A 17,730-nucleotide genomic window follows, 5' to 3' on the forward strand; every position below is an offset into this window, starting at 1 on the left:
AATGTGCGATAAGAACCTTTTAGTTCAGCGCTTATATCAGTAATACATAGGAGTTTGACCAAATGCCACAGAGCAAATCAATTGGATTGTTAGCATTAGCTGAACTTGAGCCCTACATTGAAAAGGCGGGCGAAGAGTACATGAATGAAGCGCAGCTTGAGCATTTTAGAAAAATACTCAAAGCTTGGCGTAACCAGTTGCGTGTAGAAGTTGACCGCACCGTACATCACATGCAAGACGAAGCCGCAAACTTTCCTGACCCGGTTGATAGAGCCGCGCAAGAAGAAGAGTTTTCTTTAGAACTGCGTACTCGCGATAGAGAAAGAAAACTTATCAAGAAAATTGAGAAAACACTCAAACGAATCGAAGAAGATGATTTTGGTTTTTGTGATTCTTGTGGTATTGAAGTCGGGATAAAACGCCTAGAGGCCAGACCCACAGCCGACCTTTGCATCGATTGTAAAACGATGGCAGAAATAAAAGAAAAGCAACTTCAAGGCTAAACATTGAAACCTGCTCCTTATGTGGGAAGATTTGCACCTTCCCCGTCTGGTCCTTTGCATATGGGCTCCTTAGTTTGTGCTTTAGGAAGCTATTTAGACGCAAGACAACATGAGGGTAAGTGGCTGGTACGTATTGAAGACATCGATACCCCTCGAATTAATCCTGATATGAGCCCCGTCATACTTAATTCTTTACGCAAGCATGGCTTGATGTGGGACGGTGATGTCGTGTATCAAAGTCAACGCCTTGACCTCTATGAAACGCAATTATCTAAGTTAGAATACAATGGTTTGTTGTATGCGTGCCAATGCAGTCGAAAACAGATAAGAAGCAGAGGCGGAGTGTATGACCGTCATTGCGTTAATAAAAACCTCCCGTTTATCGGCCACGCGATTAGATTTAAACAAGCGATTCAGGTAAAAGAGTTTCATGATGAAATCCTAGGATTACAGTCAATAGACGATAAGGTAAGCTTTGAAGACCCCGTTTTAAAAAGAGCAGACGGATTCCACGCATATCATCTTGTCGTGGTATGTGACGATATAGAACAAAATGTGACTCATGTTGTGCGTGGAAGAGACCTTTTGTCGACAAGCTGTGTGCATTTATCGCTCTACAATAGTATGGCGCCTAATAACAAGCCTTCATACATCCATTTACCCATGATCTCCCAACATCCTAAGCAGAAATTGTCAAAGCAACATGGCTCACCCGGTATAGACGATACCAGCCCGATTAAAAACTTGTCTATTGCGGCTCACTATCTAGGATTGCCACAAAATATGCAGCCCAAGTTTTCTAGCGTGACTGCGTTTTTGACATGGGCAATAGACAATTGGCGGCGAGAACTTGTTCCATCAAAAGAAGAACTGCTTGTTTGCATCACTAATGGCGTATACTCTGTGCCTAAAAATGAATTCAACTAAATTAGCATGGTAATTGACAATAACGACATGTATCTCACTCACTTAATTGCACAACGATTGCCTAGAGATTCGCATAATATGCGCAATAGTGATTTAACGCCTAATACGCTTAAAGTGCTTAAGACTCTCATTGCAAAAGGCTATGATGCATATGCAGTGGGTGGTTGCGTGCGCGATAAGCTAATTGGCAAGACACCAAAAGATTTTGATGTTGTCACCAATGCGACTCCAGAACAGATCAAAGCATGCTTTAGAAATTGTCGACTTATTGGCCGCCGTTTCAGATTAGCGCATATTACTTTTGGGCGAGAAATCATCGAAGTAGCCACGTTCAGAGGCCATCACACCAAACTCGATGACAAAGACAACAAAGCCAATGAGAACCCTAAAATAGCTAAATCAAAAACAAGTGAAGATGGGCAACTTCTTAGGGACAACATTTTTGGTAGTATCGAAGAAGATGCAGCTAGACGCGATTTTTCATTCAATGCGATGTATTTTGATGTAACAGATGAGAGTATTTTAGATTTTGCTGATGGCATGGACGCTTTAAAAACGCGCAAAATCGTTATGATTGGCGATCCAAAAATTAGATTTGCAGAAGATCCTGTGCGCATGATAAGAGCAATTAGGTTTGCTTCAAAATTAAATATGACGCTGCCTGAAGCATTAAGTCAAACCATACTAGAAAACGCACATTTATTAGCAAATATTCCCGCCGCTCGCTTGTTTGAAGAGTTAAATAAGTTACTGCTTACCGGCGCTGGTATGCACACCTTTGAAAACTTGTTGAAACATAAACTACTAGCACCCCTTTTTCCTTTGCTAATGCCCTATCTTACATCAACCGATACAAAAGAATATACCTTTGTGATGGATATGCTTCGTAATACCGATAATCGTATCAACAACGATATGAGAATTACGCCTGCATTTCTGTATGCGGCATTCTTATGGTACCCAATGGAAGAGCGAGCAAATCAACTCATGTTTGAATCTGCAATGACTCAACATGATGCTTTTAACGTCGCAGGGGCAGAAGTTCTGTATCAGCAAAGCCAACGTATCATGATCCCTAAGCGTTTCAGTATTCCAGTTAGAGAAATATGGAACCTGCAATTAAGACTTCAAAAGCGACAAGGTAAACGCTGTCTAAGTCTGTTGTCTCATCCTAGGTTTAGAGCCGCATATGATTTTTTAGTCTTACGTGGCAATGTCGAAGGTTCTGAACTGTTAGAATGTGCTCAATGGTGGACGCTGTTTCAAGAGGTGTCCGGGGAAGAGAAGTCAAAAATGGTCAATGAGCTCCCATTTAAAAAGCCTAGGCGCCGTCGCAAAAGGAAAGTGTCCAAATGATGTCCGATATCGCTTACATTGGATTAGGAAGCAACCTACATGATCCTTGTAAACAATTAATCACCGCATTATCGCATATGCACGAACATGAAAACATCAGTATACAAAGCTGCTCAAGTTTATATGTCAGCAAACCAATGGGACCGCAAGATCAACCTAACTATGTTAACGCAGTATGTAAACTGACAACTTCTTTAGCGCCCCTAGACTTATTAGACTTCCTACAAGAAATAGAGTTAAAACATGGACGTGAACGCAAAGGTGAGAAATGGGGGCCAAGAACATTAGATCTGGATATCTTGCTATTTAACAATTTGCAGTTAGAAAGTGAACGACTAACCCTTCCTCACTATGGCATGAAACATCGCGAATTTGTAATGGTCCCCTTATTTGAATTGACGCCTGATATGAATATGCACGATGGAAATAGCATCGCTAAATGGGTATCTGAGTGCGCTTTAAATGGTTTAAAAAGGTTGCCAATTGAAATCGATTATGCGTCCATTGCGGCGTAGATTACATCATCAAAAAGCTTAAGAAGTGACAGAGGAATCGCCTGTATGAAAAAAATAACGGTATCTACCCTTCTAAAAATGAAACAAGAAGGCGACAAAATATGTGCATTAACGGCCTATGATGCCAGCTTTGCTAAGTTGTTTGACGAACACGGCATAGAGCTCATGTTAATAGGGGATTCGTTGGGTATGGTGTTGCACGCTTGTGACGATACACTTGGCGTGACTATCGACGATATTGCTTATCACACCAAATGCGTCAGGGCTGGGTCGCAGCGCGCATTTGTTGTAGCCGATATGCCATTTATGAGCTATTCATCTACACAAATTGCACTTAATAATGCCGCCACTCTAATGCGAGCAGGCGCCAGCATGGTAAAAGTCGAAGGTGGCGCTTGGTTAATCGATACAATACGCGCACTAGTAGAGCGCAGTGTTCCGGTGTGTGGACACCTTGGCTTAACGCCACAGTCGGTTCATGTACTTGGCGGTTTCAAAGTACAAGGACGAGAACAAGCACAAGCAGAAGCACTGTTGAATTCAGCTGTGGCGATAGAGCAAGCAGGGGCACAACTTCTAGTGTTAGAATGTGTACCCACTACTTTGGCAAAAATGATTACTGAAGCGTTGAGTATCCCCGTTATTGGCATAGGTGCAGGAGCAGACACTGATGGTCAAATATTAGTAATGCATGATATGTTAGGCATCAGTGCCAATTATATGCCTAAGTTCTCAAAGAACTATTTAACGCAATATGGCAACATTCAGGCATCTGTCAAAGGCTATATCGAAGAAGTAAAAACCAAAGTATTTCCTTCAAAAGCCCATTCGTTCGAGTAGTCGCCTTATGATAATAATAAACGAGATTACAAAACTACGTGAAATCCGTCGTCAATGGCAAGTGGAGAAAGAAGTTATTTCGTTTGTTCCCACGATGGGTAATTTACACGATGGACACTTACGGCTTGTCAAAGAAGCAAAGAAGCAGTCCACCAAAGTCGTTGTCTCTATTTTTGTTAATCCACTGCAATTTGGACCAGACGAAGATCTAGATGCTTACCCAAGAACTCTGGAACAAGACAAACAATCATTGGCAAGCCTTGGGGTTGACGTATTATTCATGCCAAAAGTAGCGGACATATACAGCAGAGGACTTGAACAACAAACATTTGTTGAAGTTCCTAGCTTGTCTTACATGATTTGTGGTGCAAGCAGACCTGGACACTTTCGAGGAGTGGCAACAATCGTTTGTAAACTATTTAATATGGTGCAACCTAACAAAGCTTTTTTTGGAGAAAAGGATTTTCAACAGCTGCAAGTCATTAAAGCAATGGTAACTGATTTATCGATGAACTTGAGCATTTATGGCGTACCAACAGAGCGTGAACATGATGGACTTGCGATGAGCTCTCGTAACGGCTACCTTAACGATGAACAAAGGCAAATTGCGCCGAGTCTTTATAAACAAATCACTAAACTTGCCAACGCAATTACCTCAGGTAGACGAGATTTTAGTGTACTGATTAATGATGCGATGCAAGCGCTCGCAGAAGCCGGATTTAAACCTGACTATATCGAATTAAGAAACGCTGATACATTGCTGCAGGTTGGTCATGAGGATAAACGAATAGTCATCTTAGCTGCAGGTTTCTTGGGTAAAACCCGTTTAATTGATAACCTACAGGTGCAGATTTAGTCTTGATAAAGTAATTTTGCGGCCTCTTTTGCAAAGTAGCTTAGTATGCCGTCAGCACCAGCGCGTTTAAATGCCATAAGCGACTCAATGATGACTGCATCTTTGTTTAGCCAACCATTGGCAAATGCGGCTTGATGCATCGCGTACTCACCACTTACTTGATATGCAAATGTTGGTACTTTATATTCTGATTTGCATCGATACACAACATCAAGATATGGCATGCCTGGTTTAACCATTACCATATCAGCGCCTTCATCCAAGTCCATTGCGATTTCAGTCAATGCTTCGTTAGTATTGGCAGGATCCATTTGGTAACTTTTTTTATCACCACCTTTAATATTACCTGCTGAACCTACCGCGTCTCTAAATGGGCCATAGTAATTGGACGCATATTTAGCAGAGTAAGCCATGATGCATGTATTTACGAAGCCAGCATACTCCAATTGCTCCCTAATGGCACCAATGCGTCCATCCATCATATCCGAAGGGGCAACAATATCGGCACCTGCTAGAGCATGTGAAAGGGCTTGTTTGCATAATACATCAATCGTGTCATCGTTTAGGACATAACCTGCTTCGTCAATCAATCCATCTTGTCCATGGCTGGTAAACGGATCAAGTGCGACATCTGTGATGACACAAACATCATCACCAAACTTATCTTTGATTGCTTTAACCGTAGTTTGAGCCAAACCATCAGGATTAAACGCCTCTGAAGCGCACAAGGTCTTTTTGTCACTTTCAATTACCGGAAAAATAGCAAAATGAGATAACCCTAAAGCATGACACTGGGCAATTTCGTTTAATAATGTATCGATAGAATAGCGATACACGTCTGGCATTGACTCTACTGGCTCTATTTGCTGGACTCCTAGCACAACAAATAAAGGGTAGATTAAATCATCAGTACTCAAAGCATTTTCACTAACAAGGCTTCTAAGAGCTTGCGTGCGTCTTAATCTGCGAGGGCGACTGAAATAAATTTGCGACATTATCATTCCTTAAAAATTCTATTGGTAGTATACCTAAGCTATTACTAAATTTCGCCCATTGAGTTTGGCTTGATAAAGGTTCTCATCTGCAGAAGCTAAAAGTTGCTGTACACCCTTTGGTGACGACAACTTTTGAGATGCAATACCTGCACTGGTAGTAAACATAATTTCACTATCGTTAAACACTAAATTCAATGCTTCTATCTTTTGTCTAAACGCTTCCATCGTCTGATGAAAAACAGATGAATTAACCAACGAAGCCACAACAAACTCTTCTCCCCCAAAGCGACAATATATATATTCACCTTTAGGAAAAAGCTGCTCAATACTCGCGGCAAAAACCTTTAAACAATGATCGCCAGCGATATGTCCATATCGGTCATTTACTTGTTTAAAATGATCAATATCAATTACCCCAACATTCATTGCTAAGCCAGTCGCAATAGAATCAGACGCCATTTTGTTAGCTACTTGTTCAAACGCATAGCGGTTAGGTAGTCCAGTCAAACCATCTACATTTCGTAGCGTTTCAAGCTCTTTACTAGCGTCAGATAATTCTGTTAACGCACTTTCAAGTTGTTGAGTTTGTGATTTGACTTGAGTCTTTAATTTTTCTTGTGCTTCGTTTTGTAGTTGTAAAATCTGATCTCTTGATTTAACAGCCGCTTCTTTATCATTAATTGCACTTTGCTTGGCTCTAATAGTATTGACATAGTTTAATTGATAACCGTAAATCAGCGCTAAACCAATTACCATTGTTTCAATATGAAAACCTAAGACTAAAATATATTCTGACCTAAATGCTAAGCTAATTAAATCTAACCTATCCAGTAGAGAAATCATGCCGCTTATTAGCATAACAAACCAAATAATCGCGCTAAACTGGGCGTTAAACTGGCCCTTTTTAATTAAGGTCAAACAAATCAAAGGCATCAAGATTGTCGCAACAACAATACACAAAAGAATAAGTCGTAAGAGAATAAGTTGATGTACAATCAAGCTTAGTAAAGACAAGCCCCCGAGCAAGTAGGCAATAACATGCATCGTGAAACGTTGCAGTCCGCGCGCATGAGGCAAAATAATCAAAGTAAAGCGTATTAGCGCCGAAAAACCTAATCCTATTGAACTTGCTGCAATAACGCTTTGAAGTCCTGTTGCATTGGGCCAAAAATATTGGAATCCGTATCCTGTTAACGCGGATAAATGCAGTAAAAATGCGATAACATAACCAGCGTACCAAATGTACTGTTTTTGTCCGATACTAGCGAACATTAAAAGCGAGTAACACAATAAGGCAAGTAAATATCCAAATACTAACCCATAAAAAATAGTTAATTCTTCGTTGTATTCAACAAAATCGGCCGATGTCCAAATTGAAAAGCCAATGTTGATGGTCAGTGATGAATTTCCACGGATGTAAATAGTCAGCTCTGATAAGCCACCTTCTATTGGTACAGCAAGATTAGGTACGTCAATTGGGCGGTAGTCAAAGGGTAATAAATCCCCTAGGGAATGTCGTTTATAGGTACGTGTCCCATCTCTAGTTACTCCGATAAGAATAAGATCCAACTCATCAATGAGTGGATTCTCAAAACGTAATATCAGATTCTCTTTTAGCATGGATGATGCTAGGTTTGCTTTTAACCAAACACTGCCATTAGTACTTTTAAAACTTGTCTGACTTGATTTTTTCCACAAGCTATCGGGGACTTGACTGACAAATGCAAAAGTATCTTTTTTGATGTTATTGGTGTTTTGCACGTCATCTATTGTTGAGGGAATTAAATGATGAAGCTCAGTAAGTGTATATGTGCCACCAGAGGACGTGTTTAAGTGATTGACTGCATTAAATAATATAAAACTTGATAGCACCATAACAATGCCGATTAAGATAATACCTGTAAAACGGGCAGAGAATAAAAACCCCATTTTGTGTCTAATTTGAACTGAAAAGAGACTTTGAATCATGGGCAATTAGAATCTATCTAATATAACTTTATTGCGGCCTGACTCTTTTGCCGAATAAAGGAGTTTGTCTACAAAGCTAGTCAGTAAAGTATGCTCATTATCATCTTTAATTACTCGTGAGCAACCGCCAATACTAACCGTCATTTTAATTTCGGTCTTTTCAAATACGATGATACTCTCTTCAACATGCAGCCTTATCCTTTCAAGCAGTTGCGCTAATCCCTCTTCATCGGTATTGGGAAGAATTAAAATAAACTCTTCACCGCCAAAACGGCAAAGAATATCTGAGGGCCGTTTGACAGTTTGTTTTAGAACATCAGCAAATGCTTTTAAACAATGATCACCACATAAATGACCATGGTTGTCATTTATCTTTTTAAAAAAGTCGATATCTAAGATAGCCAAACCTAAAGGCGTTAATTCTCGACGACTTCGTCTTGCTTCGGACAATAATCGTTTATCGAAATAACGTCTATTCATTAAACCTGTCAAGGGGTCAATGGAACTTAAGGCTTCTAATTCACGATTTTTTTCAGCTAATTCCCGTAACGCAATCTCTAGTTCTAATGTTCGCTCTTCAATACTGTATTCCAGCTCTTGCTTGTTTTTTTCTTGCAAGCTTATCAGCTCATCTCTTGCATCTAATGCTTCTTGTTCATTTTGTATTGCTCTATTTTTAGCGTCATTAGCTAAATTTAGTTGTTGACTGAAGTTTACTGCCAGCGCAAACGCCAGTAACACCGCTTCGGTCATCGCCCCTACCATTATGAGGTAGTTTGCATTAACTGGTAGTGTTATCAACCCAAGATTCTCAAATGAAATACTGATACCTGACACAATTAAAATTGCCCAAGCAGCCAAAAAATACATTGATACTATATGGCCCTTCAAGGCTCGTATTATGCCTGAAGATATAATGACAGGCATGCTAATGACAATGAGTATTAATAAGGACGTAATAATAATTTCATATGGAAGCAAAAAGCTACAAACTAGCAAGCAAAGAAATACATACCACACTACTGATAAGGCCCTAGAAACCTTCGGTGCTTTATCCTTCAATTCGAGTAAACGATCAGCAAATGAGACTATAAACATGATAGTTAAGCTGGCAAAAATAGGGATGGCAATCTCTTGTAGCCAAGTATTGTTTGGCCATAAATAATGAAATCCAACACCATGAAGTGCAGCAACTACCATTGCCATTGCTGTCACATAGCCCGTATATATGCCAAATAAAATATTGCTGGTAGTTGCATAGACGAACAAATTACTTAAGGCCATTGCCACCATGAAACCAAAGAACATGCCTAAAAATATCTTATGCAAACTCGAAAACTCGACAAATTGCTCTTTGTCCCAAATCTCTACTGGAACCTTAATAGGCCCTTTGCTATCTGCTTTAATATACACAAGCAAATCGTCTGTTGTGTTAGGCACTTCAAATAAAAAGTGCTCATGTTTGATAGGGCGATCACTAAATACTTTTGTATCTCCAACCTGATGTGCAGCAATGACGTAAAGTGCCTTACTGTTTGGATCTGGCGCTAAAAACCAAATATCTAGATGATCTAAAAGGCCATATTCGATCATTAAATATCGGTTTGTAGTGGTAAGCGCATTTAACTTAAAGGTGAACCAGTAAGGATGCCTCGCAATCCCAAAATTTGTGGTTTGACTCGTCACCCATGTTTGCTCAGGCATCGCCATAATATCGTTAAGTGATTTATTTTGACCATTGTCGATAAAATGTTTAATTTCAAGATCAGATACACGCTTACTGCTTTCTTGCGTTAAATGATAAGGCATCAGTAGCAGCAACCAAACTAAGCCCATTAAGCATATTGCTATCAGAGCAGCCGAGTATTTATTGTTGATAAAATCAAGTTTAATACTGGCCATAGCTAAGTAAAAAATAACCGAGTTGCATTTAAACTTGTTTGCATTTGTACCTTTTCTAGGGAGTGCCCCATTAACGTCGCAAGGGTTTGACCAATATAAGGAATGTTAGCAGGGGTATTTGTGCTTGATTTGGGTTTCATTGTTTTTGGGAACAAATAAGGTGAATCGGTTTCAAGCAAGGTTTTTTCAAGAGGTAGCACATTCTCGACAGCTTGACGCAGAGCACTTCCGCGCTTTGGGTCGCATAGCCAGCCCGTAATACCAATATAACACCCTAATCCCAAGTATCCCTCGAGTTGCTCTTGCGAGCCGGTAAAACAGTGTGTCATCATAAACGGAAGTCCTTTGGCATAAGTCTCCAATAAAGCAATCTGTTCGTCAAAGGCATCCCTTTCATGCAAATAGACGCCACATTGATTCTCAACGGCGATATTTAGTTGTTGCTCGAAGGCATATAGTTGATTTCGAGGACTGGAAAAATTTCGGTTAAAATCCAATCCACATTCGCCTATCGCGCTTTTAGGGTTATCGGCTGCTAGTTGCGCTAACTTAAGCCAAGTATCAGCATTCGTGTCATCGGCATAATGAGGATGCACGCCTATGGTGTGTGACAGGGTTAAAGCATTTAATGCATTAGACTGACATAACGTGATTGCTTGCTGACTCTCTTCAAGCGTAGATGCAATCACTAAGATATGACTGACTTGGTTCTCTAATGACTCCTTGGCCAGCTTTTGTTTATCAAATCTGGGATCTAAAAGATTCACTCCCGCATCTGACCAATGCATGGTTTATCTTACTCTATTTACTTTGGTCGAGCGATTACTGGATGCTTTACTTAAAAAGTACGCCGAAAACGCGCCTTTTCTTATTGTGACACTTTGTCCTTCTTTAATGCGCAAGCGATTCCTAGCTATCTCTTTCCAATATTGCCCATTGCTTAGCACAAATGTACGGTTGTTCCTTGCATCCTCTTGGATTGACGTTACCACCGCTTGTATCGACTCTTGCTCTTGTGTTTCTTTGTTCTGTACCAGATGTTCAGCACCAAAAGATGCTTGGTTATTACTTGATAAATTGCTTGTCGTTGTTGTGCTTATCACAGTAGTGCTTATCAATTCATCTTTACTTTCTTGCAGGACAGACACATCCGCCACTGATGGTTCTTGCAAAGGCATTGGGGATATATCTTGTTCAACCTTTTCTGCTGCTGCGACTGTTTGTGGTGAGTCTGTCTGCGCAGGTAGTATTGGCGAGGTTAAAATTGGCAAGGTTAAAGCGGCATCAAAACATGCAAGTCGCTTTATATCATCAGTCACTTCTTTACACACTAGAATACGAGGGATATCAACAGCCATAGATGTGCTTTTATTGTCATCATCAATATTTGCACTGACACGGGGAATCAATACGGCACATAGTAATACTAAGATTAAAGACTGATACTTCATATAAACTCCTTTTTCATAAGACTACCACTTGATGTGATACGGTTTGTTTACTAATTACTTATTTTCGGCACCCGTGTCAGACGATTCTGTCGTATGCTCAGCAGCCTCTTCTTGCGACTTTTTCTCGTATAATCCACCAATTAACACACCAATTTCGAACAAAATCAACATTGGAACAGCAAGAAGTGTCTGCGAAATAATATCAGGTGGTGTTAATAGCATCCCAATAACGAATGCTCCTACAATTACATACGGGCGTTTTTTACTGAGTTTTTTTGCACTGGTGATGCCTGTCCAACACATTAGTATTACCGCGATGGGAATTTCAAATGCAACACCAAATGCAAAGAATAACTTTAAAACAAAATTAAGATAACTAGAAATATCAGTGCTGACCAAGACGCCTTCAGGCGCGACACTGTTAAAAAACAAAAAAGCTAAAGGAAACACCACATAGTAGGCAAACGCCATCCCAGCATAAAAAAGCAAGGTACTACTAATCAATAAAGGAGCTACTAGCTTTTTTTCTTTTTTATATAATGCAGGTGCAATAAATGCCCAAGCTTGATAAAGCACAAACGGAATGGCAACAAAAAAAGACAATACTAAGGTGAGCTTAAACGGCGCCAAAAAAGGTGAAGCGACATCAGTTGCTATCATGCTTGCGCCTTCAGGTAAGCTGGCAACTAAAGGCATTGCAATATACTTATAAAGATCTTGTGCAAAATATACTAAACAAACAAAGACAATTAACACTGAGGACAAAGCACGCAAGATCCTAGAGCGCAGTTCAATTAGGTGGCTTATTATTCCGCTAGGTTCACTCATTTTTTTCTGATATTGATGTCGTATTGGGCGACGATTGATTTTCGATTAAAGCATCTGGTTTATCGTACTCAGAAACCCAAGTATCGCCATGATTGTCATTAGGCAAAAGTGCTTCATCAGGATCTATATGCCCAATGGAATTTTCATTTGAATCGGGACAATGCGTATTATTTGATTGCTCAGAAGACTCACTGCGTTTTTCGATGGTTTTATCTGCATATGGTCGCTGAACACTTTCAGCCGCTGCTTTTAGCTCATCAACTGAGGCCTGAATATCTTTAGATATGTTCTGCATACCAAGTTCTTCGGCTTTTTTTAGATGGCTATGTAGCTCGTGGGCATCTAATTGAGCGGCCACCTCTTGTTTAAAACCATTCGCGGCTCGCTTTACGCTTTGGATAGTATTCATCATTGAGCGCAACGCACTGGGCAAGCGTTCTGGTCCTAAGACAATGAGTGCAAGGACGCTGACAAATAATATTTCCCAAAAGCCTATATCAAACATGGCTAGTCTTTGTTAGTTGTTTTTTCGTTAACTGATGTCTTTTCAGTCGCTGGTGATTCGGGCTTTTCAAGTGACTCAAAATCCGCGTCTTCACCATTTTTAGTTGAGCTTGGTTCGTCATCTTCTTTCACCGCTTTTTTAAATCCTTTAAGCGCTGCACCTAAATCTGTACCAACGTTTCTCAGTTTAGACGTCCCAAAAAGCAAAACGACCAAAACCAAAACAATTAAAATTTGCCAAACACTAATACCACCCATAAAAACTCCTTATTTTGTATTGGTGTATTGAACAAAAACACCGCAACGTATATCTTAATATTATCATTATACGCATAAAAAGATGAATATCACTGCGTTTCCTTATACTTAAGAAAAAGTATTTATACTTGTACGGACACATTGTGAATGCGCCTATTGCAAAGGCTTAAAACAAATAGCGTCAAAATTGCTCATGTTATAGCGATATCTTTCCTTTTCTTTGGGCAGATTTCACAAGTGTGGGCCAGCGAAAAAGAACCTTTAACAGACCCTCTTATCCAAGCTCCGCCTTACGAGTTCTGCGGACAATTAGGCTGGTTAGATGATACTCACTGCTATATCAGTAATGGGGTCGACTATGGTTTAGAGCATATTAATAGCTGGTTTGAACACGATGCAGGGAAAATGGCCGAAGCTCCCAGTAGCAAAGGGAGAGTTCGTTTTGGTTGGGAACCACGCTCTGGTGATTTTTCTGAACTTGACTTTAGATTTCGTATACGAGCCAAACTACCTGATCTTGAGAATCGCGTCGAGCTACTTTTATCTGATGAAGAAGACGATGCAAATAATGAAGCGGTTAAAGCAGCCCGTCGAGAAGATTTGGGTAATAGCGACCGAACCGTTATCGCACTTCAATTTATACCTACTGAAAACAAAAAGATTTCGTATAGGCTTGGTTTTGGACGAGGCAGCCAACTATATACACGAGCAAGATATAAAGACCGAATATTGCTTGGCGACGATACCGCATTCAATTATTTTACTGAGCTTAATTATTATTCTAGTGATCAACTTGGTACTGAAATAAACGGTTCTGTAGTGCATAACCTCAGTACGAGTTCTGCATATTCATTTAATAATAGTTTTAGATATCGAAGTGTAGATCACCTATGGTTGTGGCGACATGAAGCACAATATTTATTGTTAGGCGATAACAACACTAGCTACTTGCTGTCAGCTTCAATTAATGGACGCTCGGAGCCTTCGTACCGCAAAGAACAAATGCTGCTTAGCTTTCGTTATAAACAAAAAGTATTGCGTGAGTGGCTGTTTGTAGAAGTCGAACCTTTTGTTTTATGGCTCAGAAAAGAAGATTTCAGAGCATCGTTTGGTATTGCACTGCGTGCCGAAATCCACTTCTCTACTTAAATATTATTGTTGCCGAGGATTAGTCTTATGACTAATAGCTAACTGATCCCATTGCTGGTGCAACGATAACAAGGTGGTGTATGAACTCAAATCATGTAAATTGCGGAACATTACCCAATCAAGTAGGCAAAATAAGCTGATGGATAAGTAGTTCCATGAATCAAACACGCCTTGCTGCGCCTTTTGATCTAAATGCGTAAACACAACATCCATTCTTTCGCGCTGGATTCTGAAGAACATTTTGTCAGCACTAGTGTCTATTTCTGAACGAGACAATATAAGAAACTGTACTAAAGATTCATTCGCAGCATCAATGCTGGTCAGTAGATTCTGTTGATCCCATGTCAACGATTGAATATCGTGTTTTTGAGATAAATATTGATAAATCATCCTAGAATCTAAAACGACTTGCTCGCCATCTTTTAGCATAGGAATTTTTAAAGTAGGGTTAAAAGAAGCAATAGCAGCTCTGTCTCGGCTATTAAAGATGTCTATTTGTTCGAAATCATAAGGAATATCCTGCATAAACATACGCAGACGACGAACATAAGGGGACGTTACAGAGCCATAAAGTTGCATAGTGTTCCTTAGCCTTAAATGCTAAAACTGGCACCACAACCACAGGTTGTTGATGCATTAGGGTTATTAACAAAAAATCTAGAGCCTTCTAACCCTTCAGTGTAGTCTACCACACCGCCCACTAAATATTGGAGACTCATAGGATCAATAACAAGTGTCACAGTTTGATTTTCGATAGTCATATCACCTTCATTGACCTTTTCATCAAACGTGAAACCATATTGAAAACCAGAACAGCCACCGCCCGTAACATAGACTCGTAGCTTCAATTCAGGATTTTCTTCTTCTGCAATCAATGTTTTGACTTTATTTGCTGCCGCATCCGAAAATTCTATTGGCAAAGCCGCTTCTGTAGACATTGTTTACTCCATAAATGTGACAATGCAGTTTCTATTCAGTGCATTGTATATCTGGCTTTTCACCAAAATATCAAGGCGCGCAATTATCCAATACCCGAGTTTTTTAGTCAAGTATTCAAATGTTAGTCAACTAAGGCATCATTCCAAGTTACTGACGTACTATAATCACCGCGCTTACGATTAAATTTATAAATTTCTGTATCCATTACAAAACTTTCAGGGACAAAGCCTTCAGGTAAAATAAAGCTAACTTCAATTACTTGAAAATATCTAAACGCATATTTAAATACACTTTGAGTATCCTCGTCTTCCTTGTGTGACATTAAATAACTAAGATCAAGCTGAGAAGGCTCACCGCTTTGCATACCAGTAAGAATCACCTGTAATTCACCTTTGAGAATATCGCGCACGCGCTCTTGCTGTATCAAGACCAGCTCCAAAGTATATTTGTTAGGTGAGTTTGCATTTCTTAACTCTACCGAGTCAACTAAGAACCCTGACTCGGCAAGCTCTGGTGCAACTACTCGTTGATAAAATAATATTTGTTCTTTTAACTCTTGTTCACTTGTTAAAGCCTGCGCCAAAGTCTCTTGCAAGCTTTCGCTCGCCAAACTATTTATTTCATGTTCAACTTTAAGCATATTAAGTTCGGACTTTGTTAATTCATGGCTATGCGTAAGGTTTGCAAGACTCTTTTGCATCGCTCTATTTTCATTTATCAGCGCTTTGTTTTCGTTTTCAGCAAATATCATCCCCAAATAAAACGCAGTTGCAATGACAATGCCCGCAATTGCGTAATACCTGATAAACCCAATATCACTTCTTAATTGTCGCAAGCCCAAAATTTCTCCCAAGCAATTGTTTGATGATGGTATTATACCGAATCAATTGTTAATAATACTGTTAGTAATAACATGCAATCGCCAAAAGAAGCGCACACAACAGATCATAGTCGCACCAAAAGTACATCCAAATGGCGTGGCTATCTCCAAAGGCTACGAGTCTCTTTATCATTCCCGTCAACCTCATTGCAATTATGCCTTGTAGGTCTAACTGGTGGGATCATTTCTGCTTTTGTTATCGTTCTTTTTCGCTTTAGCATTGAATTAATACATATAAGCTTACTCGGCGATGTTGGTAATTATACTTCATTAGCTCCGTATCAACTATTGCTAATGCCAATTCTAGCTATGTTAGTTGTGATTATTATTGCAAAACGAACTGGCTACAAACACTATCGAATGGGGATACCGTTTGTAATTCATCGTTTTAAGCTGTTTTATGGCCACATCCCTTTCAAAACCAGTATTAATCAATTCTTTGGAGGTATTTTAGCCTTAGCTAGTGGTTTTGTAGTAGGAAAAGAAGGTCCCACTGTACATCTTGCCGCAGCGGCAAGTCACTACATTGGTCAGTGGTTCAAACTACCTTTTAATAGTTTGCGTGTCTTAGCCGGTTGCGGCATTGCTGCTGGTATTGCCGCAGCCTTTAATACACCTTTTGCTGCCGTCATTTTTGTGATGGAAGTTGTTATGCGTGAATATAAACTTCACATATTCGTGCCCGTTATGTTGGCGGCAGCGGCAGGTTCAGTTATAACACGCTGGGTATTTGGTGATGTAACTGGCCTCTCATTCTTACAATTTGATGCCATTGAAACACAACAATTACCCATTCTCATATTACTGGGGATATTTTTAGGTGTATTAGGAAGTGTATTTAATCGCCAACTAATGTCCTTAATGAAGATTGCTCGACCATTGAGTATGGGCACGCGATTAATTATTGCTGCATTGATCACAGGTGTCGTGGCCTTTTTCTTGCCTAACACAATCGGTTCAGAATTTTCTAACCTTGAAAGCTTTTTACAAAGCAAACCAGAGTTAACCGCCATTGGCCTTATGTTCGCTATAAAGTTTTTACTTGCCATCACTGCGATTTCGCTTGGTGTGCCCGGCGGAATAGTCGGTGCTGTTATGGTTATTGGGATTTTAGCTGGCGCATTGTTTCTTCAAGTCCTAAATATCATGTTTTTTGAAACTACCGTCACAATGGAAAGCTATGCATTGCTAGGCTTGGCGGGATTATTAACGGCGGTGCTGCATGCCCCTATGGCTGCCCTTTCAGCGGCGATGGAACTTAGCTCAACTCAGCAAGTCATTTTACCTGCTATTATTACTATCGTTAGCGCTTATGTCACTTCAAAACAATTTGGCAAGAATCGTTCAATATTTGTCCAGCAACTTGATTATCAAGGGCTTGAATATACAACTACGTCGATAAGAGATATGTTGCAAGATACTGGCGTATTAGCGCTAATGAAACAAGAGATAACGATATTTGAGCAAGGTCATGATGCGCAAATGTATGCTCACCTTAAAGAATTGCCACATGACATTATCATCAATCATTGTGTGTTAGCTGACAAGACTGCTCGTTGGCAATTAGTAAGTTTAGATCTTAGCTTACAGCTCAATGCATATCCTATAACAATTCAAGATATGCATGCTTTGTCAGATCAAAACACCTTAGCTGAAGTCTATGAATTGTTACACAAAAAAAGGCAAGGAGGTGTAGTGATTTATAGACAAGATACAGCGTTTGAACATATATCGCGTACTACGCTTGGCGAGGTTAACCTGAACCTTAATAAGTTACCTCAAGATATCTGTGGGGTGATAACATGGGATATGTTACATACCTATCTGTTGAGGCAAAAACATTAATTTCATCTGACACA

General features: G+C 39.8%; 18 protein-coding genes and 1 pseudogene. 8 read left to right on the top strand and 11 right to left on the bottom strand.

What is annotated here, in order from left to right:
- Positions 1 to 62: 62 nt before the first annotated feature.
- Genes dksA through panC form a run of 6 tightly spaced genes read left to right on the top strand, consistent with a single transcriptional unit; the run spans position 63 to position 4,997 of the window.
- Positions 63 to 503 carry an RNA polymerase-binding protein DksA gene (dksA, locus tag ACZ1G6_RS13115; protein WP_472616689.1) on the top strand — a complete coding sequence of 147 codons (441 nt, stop codon included), beginning with the start codon at positions 63 to 65 and terminating at the stop codon, positions 501 to 503.
- Between the two features lie 3 nt (positions 504 to 506).
- The gene (gluQRS, locus tag ACZ1G6_RS13120; RefSeq protein ID WP_472616690.1) at positions 507 to 1,430 is read left to right on the top strand and encodes a tRNA glutamyl-Q(34) synthetase GluQRS; all 924 of its coding nucleotides are present in this window, start codon (positions 507 to 509) and stop codon (positions 1,428 to 1,430) included.
- Between the two features lie 6 nt (positions 1,431 to 1,436).
- The gene (gene pcnB / locus ACZ1G6_RS13125; RefSeq protein WP_472616691.1) at positions 1,437 to 2,786 is read left to right on the top strand and encodes a polynucleotide adenylyltransferase PcnB; all 1,350 of its coding nucleotides are present in this window, start codon (positions 1,437 to 1,439) and stop codon (positions 2,784 to 2,786) included.
- The gene (gene folK / locus ACZ1G6_RS13130) at positions 2,783 to 3,301 is read left to right on the top strand and encodes a 2-amino-4-hydroxy-6-hydroxymethyldihydropteridine diphosphokinase (protein WP_472616692.1); all 519 of its coding nucleotides are present in this window, start codon (positions 2,783 to 2,785) and stop codon (positions 3,299 to 3,301) included. Before pcnB ends, folK begins: the two co-directional genes overlap by 4 nt.
- 45 nt (positions 3,302 to 3,346) lie before the next feature.
- Entirely contained in the window at positions 3,347 to 4,141 is a 795-nt protein-coding gene (gene panB / locus ACZ1G6_RS13135; protein ID WP_472616693.1) for a 3-methyl-2-oxobutanoate hydroxymethyltransferase, read from the top strand.
- A gap of 7 nt (positions 4,142 to 4,148) precedes the next feature.
- Entirely contained in the window at positions 4,149 to 4,997 is an 849-nt protein-coding gene (gene panC / locus ACZ1G6_RS13140; RefSeq protein ID WP_472616694.1) for a pantoate--beta-alanine ligase, read from the top strand.
- On the opposite strand, the gene hemB is transcribed toward panC, so the two are convergent.
- The 8 genes and pseudogenes from hemB to tatA form a co-directional block, all read right to left on the bottom strand.
- Positions 4,994 to 5,992: a porphobilinogen synthase gene (hemB, locus tag ACZ1G6_RS13145; protein WP_472616695.1), complete on the bottom strand. Its 999-nt coding sequence runs from the start codon at positions 5,990 to 5,992 to the stop codon at positions 4,994 to 4,996. The genes panC and hemB overlap by 4 nt on opposite strands.
- A gap of 33 nt (positions 5,993 to 6,025) precedes the next feature.
- Positions 6,026 to 7,960: a diguanylate cyclase gene (locus tag ACZ1G6_RS13150; RefSeq protein WP_472616696.1), complete on the bottom strand. Its 1,935-nt coding sequence runs from the start codon at positions 7,958 to 7,960 to the stop codon at positions 6,026 to 6,028.
- Between the two features lie 6 nt (positions 7,961 to 7,966).
- Entirely contained in the window at positions 7,967 to 9,796 is a 1,830-nt protein-coding gene (locus tag ACZ1G6_RS13155) for a sensor domain-containing diguanylate cyclase (RefSeq protein ID WP_472616697.1), read from the bottom strand.
- 68 nt (positions 9,797 to 9,864) lie between these two features.
- Positions 9,865 to 10,650 (bottom strand): TatD family hydrolase, encoded by a 786-nt coding sequence (locus tag ACZ1G6_RS13160; protein ID WP_472616698.1) that lies wholly within the window; start codon positions 10,648 to 10,650, stop codon positions 9,865 to 9,867.
- Positions 10,651 to 10,653: 3 nt separating this feature from the next.
- The gene (locus tag ACZ1G6_RS13165; protein ID WP_472616699.1) at positions 10,654 to 11,313 is read right to left on the bottom strand and encodes a hypothetical protein; all 660 of its coding nucleotides are present in this window, start codon (positions 11,311 to 11,313) and stop codon (positions 10,654 to 10,656) included.
- A 54-nt stretch (positions 11,314 to 11,367) separates the two neighbouring features.
- Positions 11,368 to 12,141, bottom strand: coding sequence for a twin-arginine translocase subunit TatC (tatC, locus tag ACZ1G6_RS13170; RefSeq protein WP_472616700.1), 774 nt, complete (start codon positions 12,139 to 12,141; stop codon positions 11,368 to 11,370).
- Between the two features lie 217 nt (positions 12,142 to 12,358).
- Positions 12,359 to 12,646, bottom strand: a pseudogene (gene tatB, locus ACZ1G6_RS13175) (Sec-independent protein translocase protein TatB); the annotation flags it as partial.
- Positions 12,647 to 12,648: 2 nt separating this feature from the next.
- The gene (gene tatA, locus ACZ1G6_RS13180; protein ID WP_472616701.1) at positions 12,649 to 12,903 is read right to left on the bottom strand and encodes a Sec-independent protein translocase subunit TatA; all 255 of its coding nucleotides are present in this window, start codon (positions 12,901 to 12,903) and stop codon (positions 12,649 to 12,651) included.
- Between the two features lie 147 nt (positions 12,904 to 13,050).
- On the opposite strand from tatA, the gene ACZ1G6_RS13185 reads away from it, so the two are divergent.
- Positions 13,051 to 14,052, top strand: coding sequence for a hypothetical protein (locus tag ACZ1G6_RS13185; protein ID WP_472616702.1), 1,002 nt, complete (start codon positions 13,051 to 13,053; stop codon positions 14,050 to 14,052).
- Positions 14,053 to 14,055: 3 nt separating this feature from the next.
- Here the strand turns inward: ACZ1G6_RS13185 and ACZ1G6_RS13190 are convergent, their stop codons facing one another.
- From ACZ1G6_RS13190 to ACZ1G6_RS13200, 3 genes are all read right to left on the bottom strand, one after another.
- Positions 14,056 to 14,631, bottom strand: coding sequence for a glutathione S-transferase family protein (locus ACZ1G6_RS13190; RefSeq protein WP_472616703.1), 576 nt, complete (start codon positions 14,629 to 14,631; stop codon positions 14,056 to 14,058).
- A 14-nt stretch (positions 14,632 to 14,645) separates the two neighbouring features.
- The gene (gene erpA, locus ACZ1G6_RS13195; RefSeq protein ID WP_472616704.1) at positions 14,646 to 14,990 is read right to left on the bottom strand and encodes an iron-sulfur cluster insertion protein ErpA; all 345 of its coding nucleotides are present in this window, start codon (positions 14,988 to 14,990) and stop codon (positions 14,646 to 14,648) included.
- A 122-nt stretch (positions 14,991 to 15,112) separates the two neighbouring features.
- Positions 15,113 to 15,832, bottom strand: coding sequence for a DUF6776 family protein (locus ACZ1G6_RS13200; RefSeq protein ID WP_472616705.1), 720 nt, complete (start codon positions 15,830 to 15,832; stop codon positions 15,113 to 15,115).
- A 72-nt stretch (positions 15,833 to 15,904) separates the two neighbouring features.
- Here ACZ1G6_RS13200 and ACZ1G6_RS13205 point away from each other — a divergent pair, with 72 nt between their 5' ends.
- Entirely contained in the window at positions 15,905 to 17,716 is a 1,812-nt protein-coding gene (locus ACZ1G6_RS13205) for a chloride channel protein (protein ID WP_472616706.1), read from the top strand.
- Positions 17,717 to 17,730 lie beyond the last annotated feature (14 nt).

This window comes from Glaciecola sp. HA4-3, from assembly GCF_055693685.1.

Excerpts from the sequence above, each read along its gene's own strand:
- dksA (WP_472616689.1), top strand. The coding sequence starts at position 63 with ATGCCACAGAGCAAATCAATTGGATTGTTAGCATTAGCTGAACTTGAG.
- pcnB (WP_472616691.1), top strand. The coding sequence starts at position 1,437 with ATGGTAATTGACAATAACGACATGTATCTCACTCACTTAATTGCACAA.
- folK (WP_472616692.1), top strand. The coding sequence starts at position 2,783 with ATGATGTCCGATATCGCTTACATTGGATTAGGAAGCAACCTACATGAT.
- panB (WP_472616693.1), top strand. The coding sequence starts at position 3,347 with ATGAAAAAAATAACGGTATCTACCCTTCTAAAAATGAAACAAGAAGGC.
- panC (WP_472616694.1), top strand. The coding sequence starts at position 4,149 with ATGATAATAATAAACGAGATTACAAAACTACGTGAAATCCGTCGTCAA.
- hemB (WP_472616695.1), bottom strand. The coding sequence starts at position 5,992 with ATGTCGCAAATTTATTTCAGTCGCCCTCGCAGATTAAGACGCACGCAA.
- ACZ1G6_RS13150 (WP_472616696.1), bottom strand. The coding sequence starts at position 7,960 with ATGATTCAAAGTCTCTTTTCAGTTCAAATTAGACACAAAATGGGGTTT.
- ACZ1G6_RS13155 (WP_472616697.1), bottom strand. The coding sequence starts at position 9,796 with ATGGGCTTAGTTTGGTTGCTGCTACTGATGCCTTATCATTTAACGCAA.
- ACZ1G6_RS13160 (WP_472616698.1), bottom strand. The coding sequence starts at position 10,650 with ATGCATTGGTCAGATGCGGGAGTGAATCTTTTAGATCCCAGATTTGAT.
- ACZ1G6_RS13165 (WP_472616699.1), bottom strand. The coding sequence starts at position 11,313 with ATGAAGTATCAGTCTTTAATCTTAGTATTACTATGTGCCGTATTGATT.
- tatC (WP_472616700.1), bottom strand. The coding sequence starts at position 12,141 with ATGAGTGAACCTAGCGGAATAATAAGCCACCTAATTGAACTGCGCTCT.
- tatA (WP_472616701.1), bottom strand. The coding sequence starts at position 12,903 with ATGGGTGGTATTAGTGTTTGGCAAATTTTAATTGTTTTGGTTTTGGTC.
- ACZ1G6_RS13185 (WP_472616702.1), top strand. The coding sequence starts at position 13,051 with ATGCGCCTATTGCAAAGGCTTAAAACAAATAGCGTCAAAATTGCTCAT.
- ACZ1G6_RS13190 (WP_472616703.1), bottom strand. The coding sequence starts at position 14,631 with ATGCAACTTTATGGCTCTGTAACGTCCCCTTATGTTCGTCGTCTGCGT.
- erpA (WP_472616704.1), bottom strand. The coding sequence starts at position 14,990 with ATGTCTACAGAAGCGGCTTTGCCAATAGAATTTTCGGATGCGGCAGCA.
- ACZ1G6_RS13205 (WP_472616706.1), top strand. The coding sequence starts at position 15,905 with ATGCAATCGCCAAAAGAAGCGCACACAACAGATCATAGTCGCACCAAA.